The following is a 16,274-nucleotide window of genomic DNA, read 5'->3' as shown; positions in this document are numbered from 1 at the left end:
TTTGATATAATAGTAAATAGATATAATAATAAAATTTGTAGGAAGAGAGGAATAAATAATGATAAAATTAATAGCAAGTGATATGGATGGAACCCTACTAAATGATAGTCATATGATATCTGAGGAGAATTTGAAAGCTATAAAAAAAGCACAAGACATTGGAAAACATTTTACAATTGTAACAGGAAGAGACTATGATGCAGTAAAACCATATTTAGAAGAGTGCAATTTAAGATGTGAATGTATTTTAAGTAATGGTGCAGAATATCGAGATATAGATGGTAACGTTATTGAAAGTATATATATGAATAAAAAAAGTGTAAAATTAATATTTGATATATTAAATGAAGAAGGTTTATATATTCAACTAATGAGTAATAAAGGCTCATATATAACCAATAAGCAAAGTGATAAAGAAGCACTTATAGATAGGTTTAAATTATTTAATCCAAAAATGAACGAAGAAGAAGTTATTGAATTTATTGAAAAGTTCCATAAATCAAGAAAAATGAATTACATAGATGATGTATATGAATTTTTAGAAAGTGACAGTGAGATATTAAAAATAATAACATTTAATAATGATGTAGAATTAATTGCAAGAGTGAAGGATAGATTAAGAGAAAATATTTCAGATATAGCAGTAGCATCAACTTTTTCTAATGATATAGAAATAAGTCATATAGAGGCTCAAAAAGGATTGATTTTAGCTAAGGCTATAGAAAAGATGGGAATTGATAAAAGTGAAGTAATAGTATTAGGAGATAGTTTTAATGATTACTCAATGTTTACTGAATTTGAAAATTCATTTGCTATGGAGAATGCTATACCAGAAATAAAGAAAATTGCAAAATATATTACAGATAGCAATGAAAATGATGGAGTTGCAAAAGCTATTTATAAGGTTTTAGAATAAAATAAATATTATATATAAATAAGAGGTTGTAATATATTACAATCTCTTATTTATATAGATATTTTAGGGTATAGTTATATTGTTAATACAATTATATAACATTTCAACAAGTGAGTATAAAACTCCAATAAGAGTTAAACAAATTAATAAATTCATAATAGACACCTCAACATTTAATTTATATTAATATTACTAGGGTAGTTAAAATTAATTAAAGTTATGCATTAGATTTATTAATAAAGTAATAAGATTTTTACTTAAAGAAATAAGTGAGTTATTGGCATGATACATATACCTAAAAATATGGAGGCTAATGAAATTCTAGTATAGCCATATTTTCTTGATGATGGAATAAGCTCAGCAAATGAAATATAAAGCATAATTCCACAGACTACAGCAAAAATTATACCAAGAATAAGTTCATTTATAAATGGTTTTAAGCATAAGAAAGCAATTAAAGCACCTAATGGCTCAGCCATACCAGATAAGAAGGAATATTTAATTGCTTTAAATCTACTTTTAGTAGCAAAATAAATGGGCATTGCTATAGCTATACCTTCTGGAATATTATGAAGAGCTATAGCAAATGTTACAGATAATCCAAGTCTAGTATCTTGATAACTAGAGACAAAGGTAGCAATACCTTCAGGAAAGTTATGTATCATTAGAGCAATGGTAGATACAAGTCCTACTCTAAAAATATCAAAGTCATTTTTAACTTTAGGAACAGTTCCTTTTTCTTCCGCAGGTATAAAGCTATCGATTAAATAAGCCATTAAAGCACCTATTAGTAAGAAGAGTATTGACCAGAGTATACCACTAACTTTTCCATGATATTTAGATATAGCATTTTCGGCTGTTGGAAATAAGTCGGTAAAAGATACTGTTATCATAACTCCAGCTGAAAAACCTAAAGCAAATGTAAGAAATCTCTCATTTCTGTTTTTAGTAAAAAAAACTATAACAGCTCCTAAAACGGTTGAAAGACCGGCTATTGTAGATAGAATTAAGGGAAAAATAGAATTTTTATCAAGCATAATATACCTCTCATTAATTATTGTTACATATATTATCTTATGATTGAAAACAAGTAAAAAGAATATAAATTTTTACAATATATTGGTATAATTATGTAATAGTAATTTTAATAGGGGGAAATAAATAATGTTGGGAACTATAGTAAACTCTATTGCTGTTATAGTTGGATGTTTAGTTGGTCTTGTTGTAAAAGGAAGGCTAAATGAAAAAATAAGTATAACTGTTATGCAAGGATTAGCCTTATGTACTTTATATATCGGAATTTCAGGTGCATTAAAAGGAGAAAATACTTTAATAATGATATTATCAGTTGCTATTGGTGCGTTGATAGGTGAAATAATAGATATTGATAAAAGGTTGAATAATTTAGGTGAATATTTAGAAAGTAAATTTAATGGTAAAAAAGAAAGCAATGTATCAATAGCAGAAGGTTTTGTTTCTGCGAGTCTTTTATTTTGTGTTGGAGCAATGGCTATAGTAGGTTCACTTGAAAGTGGATTAAGTGGTAATCATAATACGTTATTTACTAAGTCTATTTTAGATGGTATATCATCAATCATTTTTACATCATCATTAGGAATAGGAGTTATATTTTCTTCAGTGGCCGTTTTTATATATCAAGGGGGAATAACATTAGGAGCAGGATTGTTATCAGGTATATTAAATTATATGGTTATTGCAAATATGAGTGCTGTAGGAGGGTTATTAATAGCTGGACTAGCTTTTAATATGTTAGGAGTGACAAAAATGAGAATTGCAAATTTGCTTCCAGCAATATTTTTACCAATAATTTTTCAAATTTTTATACGATAAAAATAATTTATAATAATAAAAATATATTTACATTCAAAATAATATAGATATGTAGTAATATATTAATTAATAGGGGGTGATATAAGATGAAAAAAGATTATTCAGCACTTATATGGGGAATTGGATTTATTATTTTAGGAATTATTTTTGCAGGAAATACACTAAATTTATGGAGTATCGATGTATTTTTCCCAGGATGGTGGACATTGTTTTTAATTGTTCCAGGTTTAGTATCTATGATTAAGTATGGATTTAATTGGGGTTCAGGAATATTAGTTATAGTAGGAATAATACTTCTTTTTGATAGATTAGATATTATAAGTGGAGCTATTATGTGGAAATTAGTAGTACCATTAGTTTTAGTAATTATAGGTATAAGTATAATTAGTTCATTTTTTAAAGGAAATAGCAAAAAAAAAGGCATTGATATGGAATTTAGTGAAAGTAAATCTTATAAGTATGACTCTATAACATATCCACATTATACAGCAATCTTAGGTGGGGGAGAGTTTAAAAATAATAGTGAGGATTTAAAGGGAGTTTATGCAGAAGCCATATTAGGTGGACTAGAAATAGATTTAAGAGATGCGAAGATAACAGAAGATATAGTTTTAGAGCTTACAGCTGTTTTAGGCGGTATAGATATATTTATTCCGGACAATGTAGGAGTAGAAATAATTTCTGGCACACCTATTTTAGGTGGCTTTGAGCATAAATTAAATAGAAATATAGTTTCTGGACCAAAAGTAAGAATTAAATATACTGTAGTACTAGGTGGAATAGAGATAAAATAGTTAAAAATATAAATTTAATAAGATGAATTATATAATAGTTCTAAATTTAGGGCTATTATTTTTTTTTATTTCAATTATAATAATAAATATTATTTAATAAATACTTTATTTTTATATAAACATAATATAAAGAGAAAAATATAATAAGTTTAAGCTTATGGAAGTGTATAAAATTACAAACCATAAAGAGAGGATGTGTTTTAGATGAAGGTTGTAATAATAGGTGGTGTAGCAGCAGGAATGAGCGCTGCCGCTAAGTTTAAGAGACTCTCACCAAATGATGAAGTAATAGTTTATGAAAAGGGAGATATAGTATCTTTTGGTGCGTGCGGATTGCCTTATTATGTAGGGGGATTTTTCGATGATTCAAGAGAAATGATAGCAAGAACTCCAGAGGAATTTAAGGCATCAGGAGTAGAAATACATATAAAGCATGAAGTTTTAAGTGTTGATTTTAAAGCTAAAAAGCTACATATAAAAAATTTAATTTCAAATGAAATATTAGAAGAAAATTATGATAAGTTAATGATAGCAAGTGGTGCAAGAGCAATAATTCCACCAATTAAAAATGTTAATTTAGAAAATGTAGTTACTTTAAAATCATTAGATGATGGTAATAAGTTAAAAGATTTAATGGCAAATGAAGAGTATAAAAAGGTTACTATTATTGGAGCTGGGTTCATAGGGCTTGAAGCTGTAGAGGCAGCAATGCATAGAGGTAAAGAAGTTACAGTTATTCAACTTAAAGATAGAGTACTTCAAGAAGTATTTGATAAAGATATAACAGATTTATTAGAGGATGAATTAAGAGATAGTGGTGTTAATCTTTTATTAAACGAAACAGTTGTTGAACTTATAGGAGATGAAAAAGTTTATAAGGTTAAAACTAATAAAAGAGAATTAGAAACAGATATAGTTATACTGGCAACAGGAGTTAAGCCAAATACTGATTTCTTAAATTCTGATGAAATAGAAATGATAAGAAATGGAGCAATAGTTGTTGATCAATATGGAAGAACTTCAGTAGAAGATGTTTATTCAGCTGGAGATTGCGCAACTATAAATAATCTAATTACAGGTAAGCCTGTATATGTTCCACTTGCAACAGGTGCAAATAAGCTTGGAAGAATAGTTGGAGAAAATTTAGCTGGACAAAATAATTCATTCCAAGGTTCTATGGCATCAAGCTGTATTAAGGTTATGAATATGGAAGCAGCAAGAACTGGGCTTTCAGAAAAAGAAGTTAAGGATTTAGGATTCGATTATAAGACTAAATTTATAACTGATATGAATCAAACTAGCTACTATCCAGGTAGAGAAAGAATTTATGTTAAGCTTATTTATGATGCACATACTAAAGTTATTTTAGGTGGGCAAGTAGCTGGATATAAGGATGCTGTTCAAAGATGTAATGTTTTAGCGGCGTGTATTTATGCAAAAATGACTACAGATCAATTAGGCATGTTAGATCTTTGTTATTCACCACCATTTGCAAGAACATGGGACGTTTTAAATGTAGCAGGTAATGTATCTAAATAGTTATAACTAAATCAAAGTTTTAAAATAGCAACTAAAGATAAACTTAGTTGCTATTTTGCATTTGTATTATAGTGATAGTAAACGATTAATAAATATACTATATTATTAATAAAAAGTTATTTATAATTTTAATTTAGTATTTTATGATTTACTTTATTAAAATTTTATGTAATAATATTATATATTTTGTGCCTAATTAATAAAAAAATTTTATTAATAGTTGCAATTAACATAAGTAATTTTTAGTTTTTAAAATTACTTATGTTAAAAAAAAACTATAAAATTAGGAGTGAACATATGAAAATAGGATTTGATCATGAAAAATATTTAGAGGAACAATCAAAGTACATATTAGAAAGGGTTAATAACTACGATAAATTATACTTAGAGTTTGGTGGAAAACTTTTATTTGATTTACATGCAAAAAGAGTTTTACCAGGATTTGATGAAAATGCAAAAATCAAATTATTACATAAGTTAAGAGAAAATGTTGAAGTAGTTATTTGTGTTTACGCTGGTGATATCGAAAGAAATAAGATTAGAGGAGATTTCGGTATTACATATGATATGGACGTTTTAAGACTTATTGACGATTTAAGAAGCTACGATTTACAAGTTAATTCAGTTGTAATAACTAGATATAATGATCAGCCTTCAACTACTGTTTTCATAAATAAGTTAGAAAGACGTGGAATTAAGGTTTATAAGCATAGAGCTACTAAAGGATATCCAACAGATGTTGATACAATAGTAAGTGAAGAAGGGTATGGAAAAAATCCATATATTGAAACTACTAAACCAATAGTAGTTGTTACTGCACCTGGACCAGGAAGTGGTAAGCTTGCTACATGTTTAAGTCAGTTATATCATGAAAATAAGAGAGGAAATGTTGCTGGATATTCTAAGTTTGAAACATTCCCAGTATGGAATGTTCCATTAAAGCACCCATTAAATATAGCTTATGAAGCTGCAACAGTTGACCTAAAAGACGTTAATATGATAGATTATTTCCATTTAGATGCATATGGGGAAACTGCAGTTAACTATAATAGAGATTTAGAAACATTCCCAGTACTTAAGAGAATTATAGAAAAGATTACTGGTAAAGAATCAGTTTATAAATCGCCAACAGATATGGGAGTTAATAGAGTTGGATTTGGTATAGTTGATGATGAAGTTGTTAAGGAAGCTTCAAGACAAGAAATAATAAGAAGATACTTTAAAACAGGTTGTGAATATAAAAAAGGTTATGTTGATAAAGAAACATTTGAGCATGCAAAGCTTATAATGGAACAGGTTAATTTAAAACCAGAAGATAGAAAAGTTGTTACACCAGCTAGAGAACGTGCAGTAAAATTAAAAGAAGAAAATAGGGAAATTTGTACAGCAGTTGCATTAGAATTAAATGATGGAACTATTCTTACAGGAAAAGGGTCTGAACTTTTAGATGCATCAGCTGCAGTGTTATTAAATTCTGTAAAATATTTAGCTAATATTGCAGATGATATGCATTTAATTTCTCCTGTTATTTTAGAACCAATTCTAGCTTTAAAATCTAAAACATTAGGAAATCAAAAGATTTCTTTAAATTGTGAAGAGGTTCTAATTGCTTTAAGTATTTCAGCTGCAACTAATCCAACAGCGCAAGTAGCTATGGAGAAGTTAGGAATGCTTAAGAATTGTCAAGTGCATTCAACAACAATACTACCAACTACTGATGAGCAAACATTTAGAAAGCTTGGTATAGATGTAACGTGTGATGCTGAATATGCTTCAGAAAGTTTATTTTACAATAACTAAAATATCAAGAATTAAATAAATAATAGAGGATGTGTATTTTTACATATCCTCTATTTTTATTTAATAAATAAATTAAAGTTATTTTGCAATATAGTAGAAAAAGAAATTAGTAATATTAGATTTTAATCGGTAAAAGGATTTATAGACATTGTAACTAAGATGAATTTTAAAGAATAAAATATAAAGAAGATATTACAAAGGAGGAAAAATGAGATGACACAATATAAAGGAATAGATATTAGTAATTGGCAAGGAAGTATAAACTTTTCAGAGGTAAAAAATAGTGGAGTACAAATAGTTTATATTCAAGCTACAGAGGGTAATTTTTTTACTGATCCTTATCTTCAAGAATTTTATGATGAAGCATCGTCTAAGGGATTATCAATTGGATTTTATCATTTTTTTAGTCCTTCAGTTTCTGCGGATGAACAAGCAAAATATTTTACAAAAGCTATAAGTGGAATGACTAGTGAATGTAGATTAGTATTAGATTTAGAACAATCAGGAGGAATTGGAGCAGACGAATTGTCTAGAATTGCAGTTGATTTTTTAGAAAATGTGAAGGCGAATAGTGGATTAGATGTTGCATTATACACTTATGCAAGCTTTGCTAATAATAATATTACAACTGGATATGGATTAGAAAATTATCCATTGTGGATAGCTGAATATGGAACTAGTTATCCAGAAAGTAATCCTATATGGGGAACTAGTTATGCAGGATGGCAATATTCTGATACAGGATATACACCTGGAGTAAATGGTAATTCTGATTTAGATATATTTAATGAAAGAATATTATTAGATGACAAAGTAAGTATACCAGGAAATCGGAATGAAGAGTCAAGTCATGGCTCTGTAAAATATTATATTGTAAGGTCTGGAGATACTTTAAGTAAAATAGCATCAAGGTTTGGAACAACAACTCAAGAATTAGTTAAATTAAATGATATATCAAATCCTAATTTAATTTATGTAGGACAAGTTTTGAAGATATATACAAACAGACAAGTTCAAAAAGATGATAATAATTTTAGTAGCACCTATGTTGTAGTAGCTGGAGACACATTAAGTAAAATAGCATCAAGGTTTGGAACAACAACTCAAGAATTAGTTAAATTAAATGATATATCAAATCCTAACTTAATTTATGTAGGAGAAATATTAAAAATTCCAGTGATAAATTCAGTTAAGAGTGGAGCATCCTCAAAGCAGTATCAAAGCACTTATGTAGTACAGAATGGTGATACTTTAAGTAAAATAGCATCAAGGTTTGACACAACTGTCCAATATTTAGCAAGAATAAATGGAATAAAAAATCCAAATCTAATATACACAGGGCAGGTTTTAAAAATTGAATCATCAGGAAGTTCAGTACAAGGAAGTAGCACAACATCTACTTATGTAGTTAGGGCAGGTGATACTTTAAGTAGTATTGCATTGAGATTTGATACAACAGTCAATAATTTAATAGATTTAAATGATATAGCAAATCCAAATTTAATTTATGTAGGACAAGTTTTAAAAATATAAAGCAATATATTGTTAGATTGGTTAAATAAAAAGAGTGATTATATAAATTAATATAGATTTACTAGTATAGAAAGTTAATGATATTATCTTCAAGCCTACTATAATATCATTAACTTTTATTATTTTACAATAATATTATAATCATAGTTAGTTCATTAAATTAAATAACCAATTTTTAATTTCATTATTATATAGTAAATTTAGAATAAGTAGCATGACATATTACTAAGTTTATTTAGAGGTATTTATATTTAATATTAATATTGGTAAAAAAATGAATAAGATTAAACTTAAATACATGAAAGGAATAACAGACTATTTACAAGGAATAATAAATATATATAAATTTATTAAGTAATGAATGAAAGGAAATTATTTCAATGAGTGATGATAAAGTTAGAATAATACCGCTAGGTGGATTGGGTGAAATAGGGAAGAATATAACAGTTATAGAGTGCAATGATGAAATAATAGTCATTGATTGTGGAATAGCTTTTCCTGATGAACAAATGTATGGAGTTGATTTAATTATTCCAGATATAACTTATTTAAAAAATAATATAGATAAAGTAAAAGGAATATTCTTAACGCATGGGCATGAAGATCATATTGGAGCTTTGCCATATGTATTAAAACAAATTAATGTACCGTTATATGGGACTAAGCTAACTCTTGGAATAGTAAAAACAAAGCTTGAAGAACATAATATATTATCAGAGTGTACTCTTAATAATGTAGAAAGTGGAGATATAATTAAATTTAAGCATATAAAAGTAGAGTTTATTAGAAATACTCATAGTATAGCAGATTCATGTAGTTTAGCAATATTTACTCCTATAGGCACTATTCTTCATACAGGAGATTTTAAAATAGATTATACACCTATTGACAATAAAAAAATGGATTTGCAAAGAATATCTAATTTGGGTAAGGAAGGAGTAATGTTACTTATGGCTGATAGTACGAATGTAGAAAGGCAAGGACATTCTCTATCAGAAAAAAGTATAGGATTAACTTTAAATAGAATTATAGGAAAAGCTAAAGGAAGAGTTATAGTGGCAACTTTTGCATCTAATATTCATAGAATGCAACAAATTATAGATGCATCATTGTTACACAATAGAAAGGTTGCGTTTAACGGAAGAAGTATGGAGAATATATCTAAAGTTGCAATGGAACTTGGATATTTACATATACCAGATACTGAAATAATTAGTATAGATGACTTAAAGGATTATAGTAATGAAAAAATAACTATAATAACAACAGGTAGTCAAGGTGAACCAATGGCATCTTTAGCAAGGATAGCTTTTTCAAATCATAGAAAAATTGCAATAGAGCATAAAGATACATTTATAATTTCAGCATCACCTATTCCAGGAAATGATAGGCTTATTTCAAGAGTCATTAATGAATTATTTAGAAAAGGTGCAGATGTTATTTATGAGGATTTAGAAGATGTACATGTATCAGGGCATGCATACCAAGAGGAACTTAAGCTTATACATAGTCTTGTTAATCCTAAATACTTTATGCCAGTTCATGGTGAATATAGACATTTAAAGCATCATGGTGACCTAGCAGAAAGTTTAGGAATGAGTAGAGATAATATATTTATATTAGAAACTGGTAATGTTTTAGAGTTAACTAAAAATAGCTGTAAGAAGGATGGAAGAGTTAAAACAGGTGCTATATTTGTAGATGGGTTAGGTGTTGGAGATGTAGGAAATATAGTATTAAGAGATAGAAGACATTTAGCACAAGACGGAATGTTAACAATAGTAGTTACAATTGAGAGAGAGACATTTACTATAGTTTCAGGACCGGATGTAATAACTAGAGGTTTTGTATATGTAAAGGAATCAGAGGAACTGATTAAAAAGGTAAGAAGTATCGCAGTAGAAGAGTTAGAAAAATGCCTACAAGTTGGTGTAATTGAATGGTATGTATTAAAGAGTAATGTAAAAAAGGCTGTTGAAAATTACATATATGAAACAACAAAACGCAGACCAACTGTTATACCTATAATAATGGAAACATAGTTTAATTAGCAAAAGAAATAATATTAAATTGTAATAAATAGTAAGTTTTAAGTAGTATATTTAAGGTTAATCTGTCATTTTAGTTTGAAGTATATGGAAAGATAGTGTATAATGAGTTATGTAAACATTTAAATGGGGAAAAGGGGAATATTATTATGAGTGAAATAGCTACAAAAACGTACCAAGATTTGTTACAAGAATTTTCAAAAACTCCAAAGGAGGATGTTAAAGCCTTTACTGAAAAATATAAAGAGGTTTTAACTGAATTTTTAAATCTTAATGAGGTATATACTATTGCAGATAAAAATGCAAAAGTAAGTGATGTTAAAAATAATACAGCACGTCCACTTTGCGCATTAAGTAATAAAAAATTACCTTGTATGTGGTTTTTTTCAGAAAGAGAAATGGCAGAAAAGTTTGTAAATCATTTTGGACTTATTAAAGATGATGTAGAATATATAATGAAGTTACAAGGTGAACAAATAATTGGAACTGTTAAGAAAGCAATATTTAATGGAGTATTTCAATTTGCTATAGATGAAGGTAAATGTTCAATGGTTATAGTACCATATGATTTATTAAATAGGTACTTAGAAAATAAAGGTGAAGAAAAGTTTTTATTAGCAAGACAATATGAGTTAATGATATTATTTAGTTCGATGAAGTTTGGTAAAAAATCTGTATTTGCAATTGAAAGCGATGAAAAATTAGAAAATGGAATAATAGTTCCAGCAATAGATAGAGACGGTGTGTTGCGTATATTTGAAAAACAAGAAGATGCTGATGTTCATAAATATGATATTGGATATGGTAGAAAAGATTCTATGAATTTAAATTTAGTTAGATTAAGAAATTGTGTAAGCGCAGCAGTTAGTAAGAAAGTAGAAGACATGAAATTTGAAGTTGGTCAGCATATAATAGAAGTAAAGGCTAAAAAAGTATTACACATTTTAAATGAAATGATAATTCAATAATAAATATATAAATTTATAAGATCTTTGGTAGCAATATTAAAGGTCTTTTTTTTATTATAAATTTTATTTAAATTCAGTTAAAAATAATAACAATATCATTATAGATTGAAAAATGTTAGCAATATAATTATATATACAGTGAAAAATCTTAATGATAAAATATTACATATATTCAATAAAAAGTATACAAGAATAAAGAAATAAAAAAGGGGGAAGAGAAAGTGAGATTTAATAAAAGAGTAGCAGCCTTGGTAGCTATGACTGTAATTACATCTACATTATCAAATTTTACTGTAACTAATGCTACGACGGTTAATCCAGTTTCTATAGTTGAAGTGCAAAATACAATAACTATTGGAAACGAATACATGGAAAGGGTATTTTCCATAAAAAATAATAAGTTAAGTACATTAACTTTAAACAACAAGAGGGCAAATAATATTTTCGAGCTAAGTGCCTCATCTGAAGAATTTGTTATTGGATTAGTTAATGAAGTTAATAGAGGATGGGAAATATTAAGTACAGATAGTGAAGAAACAAGTTCTGAAAATGGTGCTAGTGCTAATGCCATAGATGGGGATATATCTACAATGTGGCATACTAAATATAGTGGAAGTGTAGATGCATATCCACATCATTTAGCTGTAAATTTAGGAGAGGAAAAAGAGCTAGAAGGATTCACATATACACCAAGACAATCAGGTAATAATGGTGATATTAAGGAGTATGAATTCTATGTTAGTAATGATGGAGAAAATTGGGGAGAACCTATATCTTCAGGTGAATTTACTTATTCAGGAAAGAATAAGATAGAAATTAGATTTAATCAACCAGTTTCAGGTCAATATATAAAATTAGTAGGTTTAAGTGCTGTAAATGGTCAAAATTTTGCAGCTTGTGCTGAGTTAGATATTTTGGAAGTTGGAGCTGTTGAAACAGACGAAAGTGAATTCCAAATAAAATCTTCAGATTTAACTATTGCAGATATTATAACAGAAGATTCTGCTAATAGACAAGGAAAGAAAGTTGCATTTAAGTTTGAACCTATAAATAAAAATGGTGTTAATTGGGATATAACTATGAATGTAGTTATGGAAGATGGAGATCATTTCATGAGAAAATATTTAGAAATATCTTGTGATGATCCTAGTGCTAGAATTGACTATATTGATTTAGAACATTTAAAGTTAAATGAAAGTGTAGAGCAAGAGTGGTCAAGACCACAAACTGAAGGTGCTATGATGCTTAATTCATATCAAATGGCACTTGGCCAACCAATATATATTGATGGTATGTTCTTAGGATGTGAATTCCCAGTAACAGATAACCAAATACTTTCTGATAGAACTGCTCAAATAAAATATTATTCGGGAAGAGAATTTGAAGATTTAGAAAAGACTACCGATGGTAAATTTGTAACTTGGCAAACTGTAGTAGGCGCTGCTAGAAGTACTGATCAATCAGTAATTCAAACAGATTTCTTCGAATATATTGATGAGATAGCAACAAGAACAGATTTTAGAAAGCAATATAATTCGTGGTATGATCATATGATGAATATAACTGCTGAAAATATAGAGGGATCTTTCTATGAAATAGAAAAAGGATTATCTCAATATGGGATAGAACCGTTGGATTCTTATGTTGTTGATGATGGTTGGAATAACTATGATGCTGATTTCTGGTCATTTAATAGTAAATTTCCTAACGAGTTATATGACTCAAAAGAGCAAGCTCAAAACTTTGGTTCAAACTTTGGACTGTGGCTTGGGCCAAGAGGTGGATATAACTACAATTATAAATTTGGGAAGCAAATGGAAGCAGCAGGAACAGGAGGATTTAATCCATCTTCAGGTGATATATGTGTAGGTGATCATAATTATGTAGAAAATATAACTAATTTATTTTTAGATTATATGAATAGATTTGATATAAATTATTGGAAGATAGATGGTAACGTATCACATCCTTGTCCAGTAAAAACTCATGGACATGTTACTGGTGGAGAAAATGGTATGTATATGCTTACTGAAACTTGGGAATCATGGATTGATATTTTTGCAAAAATGAGAGAGTTTAATCCAGATGTATTTATAAACTTAACTTGTTATGTTAATCCAAGTCCTTGGTTCTTACAGTGGGTAAATACTGTTTGGTTACAAAATTCACAGGATGTAGGGTTTACTGGTGGATCAGTTGATGGATCTATGATGGATGCTATGATAACCTATAGAGATGGTAGATATTATGATTTCTATGAAAGTAGAGAATTACAATTCCCAGCAGCAAATATTTACAACCATGATCCTATAAACGGAAATACAAATAAAGTTAACGGACAAACTGTTCAAATGAATGAAGAACAATTTGAGAAATATTTATATATGATAATGACTAGAGGAACATCATTCTGGGAATTATACTATAGTTTCAATTTAATGAATGAAGGTAAATGGATGGTTAACTCTGAAGTATTAAAGTGGGGAGAAGAAAACTTTGATATTTTAAGAAATGCTAAGCTTATAGGTAATGCTAGCGCTGGTAGTGGAAATGTATATGGATATTCGTCTTGGGCAGAAGATAAGGGAGTTATTTCTTTAAGAAATCCATCTTCAACTAAGCAATCATACACAATAACATTGGATAGATTAATTGGTGTTGGTGAAGGTGCTTCTAATATGGTTAAGAGCACAGTTTATCCTTATGGAGTGCCAGAAGAAAATACAACGTATAATTATGGGGACACTATAACTGTTGAATTAGAACCATATGAAGTTTTAGTATGGCAATTTGGAGATGCCGATACAAACCCTGCAGAAATTGTTGAAGTTAAAGCTGAAGATGCAAATACAATTTTAGTTGAGTTTAATGAAAGAGTTTTAGCTGATGCGGCTAATTATTCAATTGAAGATAATATTATAACAGATGCTGAAATATTAATGAATCGTAGAACTGTTAAATTAACTCTTGAGAATGATTTGGAGGTTGGTAAAGAATATTCTATAAAAATTAAAAATACTAGTGATTTAGCTGAAAATACTACTTCAAAAGATGTTACTTTCAAATTATATGAAGATAATAAGATTGTAGTTGTTAATGGAAAAGAAGATTTGAAGAATGCTAGCAGCTTAAAAGAAGGTAAAGGTCCAGTAGAAAACATTAAATCATTAATGCTAGATAGAAATAAATTTGAAGTTAATAGCAGTAATTCAGTTAATGGTGTTAAGGATTTTGGAGTGTCAATGATGATTAATACTACAGATTCTAATGCAACATTATTATCGCAAGGTGAGGAATATTCTTTAAGAATTAATGAATCTGGAAACTTAGAATTTACATCTAATGGCGTAACGGCTATATCAAAGGTTGCTATAAATGATGGAGAATGGAATGATATCACTGCAGTAAGAGAAAATAGTGGTCTATTAAAAATCTATGTAAATGGAGAGTTAGATAGTTCTGCTTTTGATGAAACTTTAGGTATAAAAGACATACAAAAGGCTCCAATAACTCTTGGTAGTGAAGAATTTATAGGAGAAATTTCTCATGTTATTGTAAGAGATGTAGCACTAGCTTATGATGAAGTGGAAACTGTTTTCGAAGAAGGCGGGATTACTGAAGGAAATAAGATCCCTCAATCTCAAATGACTATATTTGCTACAAGTGAAGAAAATGGAAGTGAGGTTAACTTAAAGGAAAATGCCATTGATGGAAATAAAAATACTTTCTGGCAATCGTCTACAAGTAAAGATAATACTGTTGAAAGACAATATTTAACTTTAGATTTAGGAAAATTATATAATGTATCACAAGTAGACTATACAGCAAGATATCATGAAAGCCTTGGATTGAATTGCACTGGTAATATTCTAGAGTATGTTATTGAAACAAGTATTGATGGTGAAAATTGGATAGAAGTAAGTAAAGGACGTACTTCAACTGAAAATGCAACAACAGAAATAGCATTTAATGCTATTGAGGCACAGTATGTTCGTATTTCAGCAGACACAACTTATCATTGGCAAGATGCGTTAAGAAATACAACTGTTTCTGTGGCAGAAATAAATGTTTATGGTGATGAAGTAAAAGAAGAAGAGGCAACAAATATTGCACTAAATAAAAAAATAACTGGTTACTGGACAAAGGATAATTCATTAGTTGATGTAAATAAGGATAAGCCATTAACTAATATAGTATCAGGAAATAAGGAATTAGGGGATTATTCTGATTTTGGAAGTGATAATAGAGCTGAATCTTCATATATTCAAATTGATTTAGATGGTAGATATGATATTGAATCTATGAATTTATATCGTTATTGGCAAGATGGAAGAACTTATAATGGAACTGTTATAGCTATTTCAGAAAAAGAAGATTTTTCTGAAAGTACTATAGTATATAACTCAGATTCAGAAAATTTCCATGGTTTAGGAAGTGGAACTGATTCAACTTACGCAGAGACATCAGAAGGAAAAACTATAGAGTTTAATGCTACTACTGGAAGGTATGTAAGAGTTTATATGCATGGAAGTAATTCTGGAAACACAAATCATATCGTTGAGCTAGAGGTTATGGGAAAAGAATCCAAAGGAGAAATTCCAGAAAAACCAGAAATTCCAGAGACAGAACAAACTGGAATTAACTTAATAGCACCAACAGAAGTGGCAGTTGGAAAAGATTTTGAACTTAGGGTAAACTTAAGCGACATAAAAGAAAATATGTATGCTATGGAATTTGAAGTTGACTACGATGAAACAAAAGTAGACTTTAAAGAAGCAACTTCTGTAGATGCAGATAAATATTTTGTACAAGCTAAAGCTACAGA

At 28.6% G+C, this 16,274-nt stretch carries 10 protein-coding genes; 9 read left to right on the top strand and 1 reads right to left on the bottom strand.

Features of this window, described 5'->3' with window-relative positions; all coding sequences use genetic code 11:
• The first annotated feature begins 58 nt into the window (after positions 1–58).
• On the top strand, positions 59–916 hold the full coding sequence (locus LPC13_RS09700) for a Cof-type HAD-IIB family hydrolase (protein ID WP_005212549.1): 858 nt from the start codon (positions 59–61) through the stop codon (positions 914–916).
• A 257-nt stretch (positions 917–1,173) separates the two neighbouring features.
• On the opposite strand, the gene zupT is transcribed toward LPC13_RS09700, so the two are convergent.
• Positions 1,174–1,953 (bottom strand): zinc transporter ZupT, encoded by a 780-nt coding sequence (gene zupT, locus LPC13_RS09695; protein ID WP_195244794.1) that lies wholly within the window; start codon positions 1,951–1,953, stop codon positions 1,174–1,176.
• Positions 1,954–2,080: 127 nt separating this feature from the next.
• Between zupT and LPC13_RS09690 the strand changes: the two genes are divergently transcribed.
• The 8 genes from LPC13_RS09690 to LPC13_RS09655 all read left to right on the top strand — a co-directional run.
• Positions 2,081–2,767 carry a DUF554 domain-containing protein gene (locus tag LPC13_RS09690; RefSeq protein WP_005212553.1) on the top strand — a complete coding sequence of 229 codons (687 nt, stop codon included), beginning with the start codon at positions 2,081–2,083 and terminating at the stop codon, positions 2,765–2,767.
• 86 nt (positions 2,768–2,853) lie between these two features.
• Positions 2,854–3,561 carry a LiaF transmembrane domain-containing protein gene (locus LPC13_RS09685; RefSeq protein WP_005212555.1) on the top strand — a complete coding sequence of 236 codons (708 nt, stop codon included), beginning with the start codon at positions 2,854–2,856 and terminating at the stop codon, positions 3,559–3,561.
• A gap of 204 nt (positions 3,562–3,765) precedes the next feature.
• Positions 3,766–5,100: a CoA-disulfide reductase gene (locus LPC13_RS09680; protein ID WP_005212558.1), complete on the top strand. Its 1,335-nt coding sequence runs from the start codon at positions 3,766–3,768 to the stop codon at positions 5,098–5,100.
• A 297-nt stretch (positions 5,101–5,397) separates the two neighbouring features.
• The gene (locus LPC13_RS09675) at positions 5,398–6,900 is read left to right on the top strand and encodes a DUF1846 domain-containing protein (protein ID WP_040419125.1); all 1,503 of its coding nucleotides are present in this window, start codon (positions 5,398–5,400) and stop codon (positions 6,898–6,900) included.
• Positions 6,901–7,113: 213 nt separating this feature from the next.
• Entirely contained in the window at positions 7,114–8,433 is a 1,320-nt protein-coding gene (locus LPC13_RS09670) for a LysM peptidoglycan-binding domain-containing protein (protein ID WP_005212562.1), read from the top strand.
• 380 nt (positions 8,434–8,813) lie between these two features.
• The gene (locus LPC13_RS09665) at positions 8,814–10,475 is read left to right on the top strand and encodes a ribonuclease J (RefSeq protein WP_005212563.1); all 1,662 of its coding nucleotides are present in this window, start codon (positions 8,814–8,816) and stop codon (positions 10,473–10,475) included.
• A gap of 155 nt (positions 10,476–10,630) precedes the next feature.
• Positions 10,631–11,449 carry a hypothetical protein gene (locus LPC13_RS09660; RefSeq protein WP_040419127.1) on the top strand — a complete coding sequence of 273 codons (819 nt, stop codon included), beginning with the start codon at positions 10,631–10,633 and terminating at the stop codon, positions 11,447–11,449.
• 221 nt (positions 11,450–11,670) lie between these two features.
• Positions 11,671–16,274 (top strand): discoidin domain-containing protein (locus LPC13_RS09655; RefSeq protein WP_234088771.1); only part of this gene is annotated, 4,604 nt, incomplete at its 3' end.

The sequence above is a fragment of the Clostridium celatum genome (assembly GCF_021412605.1).
In the GTDB taxonomy this organism is placed as follows: domain Bacteria; phylum Bacillota; class Clostridia; order Clostridiales; family Clostridiaceae; genus Clostridium; species Clostridium celatum.
Note: the sequence above shows the minus strand (reverse complement) of the source record. Positions and strands in the feature narration are given on the sequence as shown.

Coding starts and splice junctions, on each gene's coding strand:
- LPC13_RS09700 (WP_005212549.1), top strand. CDS start 59: ATGATAAAATTAATAGCAAGTGATATGGATGGAACCCTACTAAATGAT.
- zupT (WP_195244794.1), bottom strand. CDS start 1,953: ATGCTTGATAAAAATTCTATTTTTCCCTTAATTCTATCTACAATAGCC.
- LPC13_RS09690 (WP_005212553.1), top strand. CDS start 2,081: ATGTTGGGAACTATAGTAAACTCTATTGCTGTTATAGTTGGATGTTTA.
- LPC13_RS09685 (WP_005212555.1), top strand. CDS start 2,854: ATGAAAAAAGATTATTCAGCACTTATATGGGGAATTGGATTTATTATT.
- LPC13_RS09680 (WP_005212558.1), top strand. CDS start 3,766: ATGAAGGTTGTAATAATAGGTGGTGTAGCAGCAGGAATGAGCGCTGCC.
- LPC13_RS09675 (WP_040419125.1), top strand. CDS start 5,398: ATGAAAATAGGATTTGATCATGAAAAATATTTAGAGGAACAATCAAAG.
- LPC13_RS09670 (WP_005212562.1), top strand. CDS start 7,114: ATGACACAATATAAAGGAATAGATATTAGTAATTGGCAAGGAAGTATA.
- LPC13_RS09665 (WP_005212563.1), top strand. CDS start 8,814: ATGAGTGATGATAAAGTTAGAATAATACCGCTAGGTGGATTGGGTGAA.
- LPC13_RS09660 (WP_040419127.1), top strand. CDS start 10,631: ATGAGTGAAATAGCTACAAAAACGTACCAAGATTTGTTACAAGAATTT.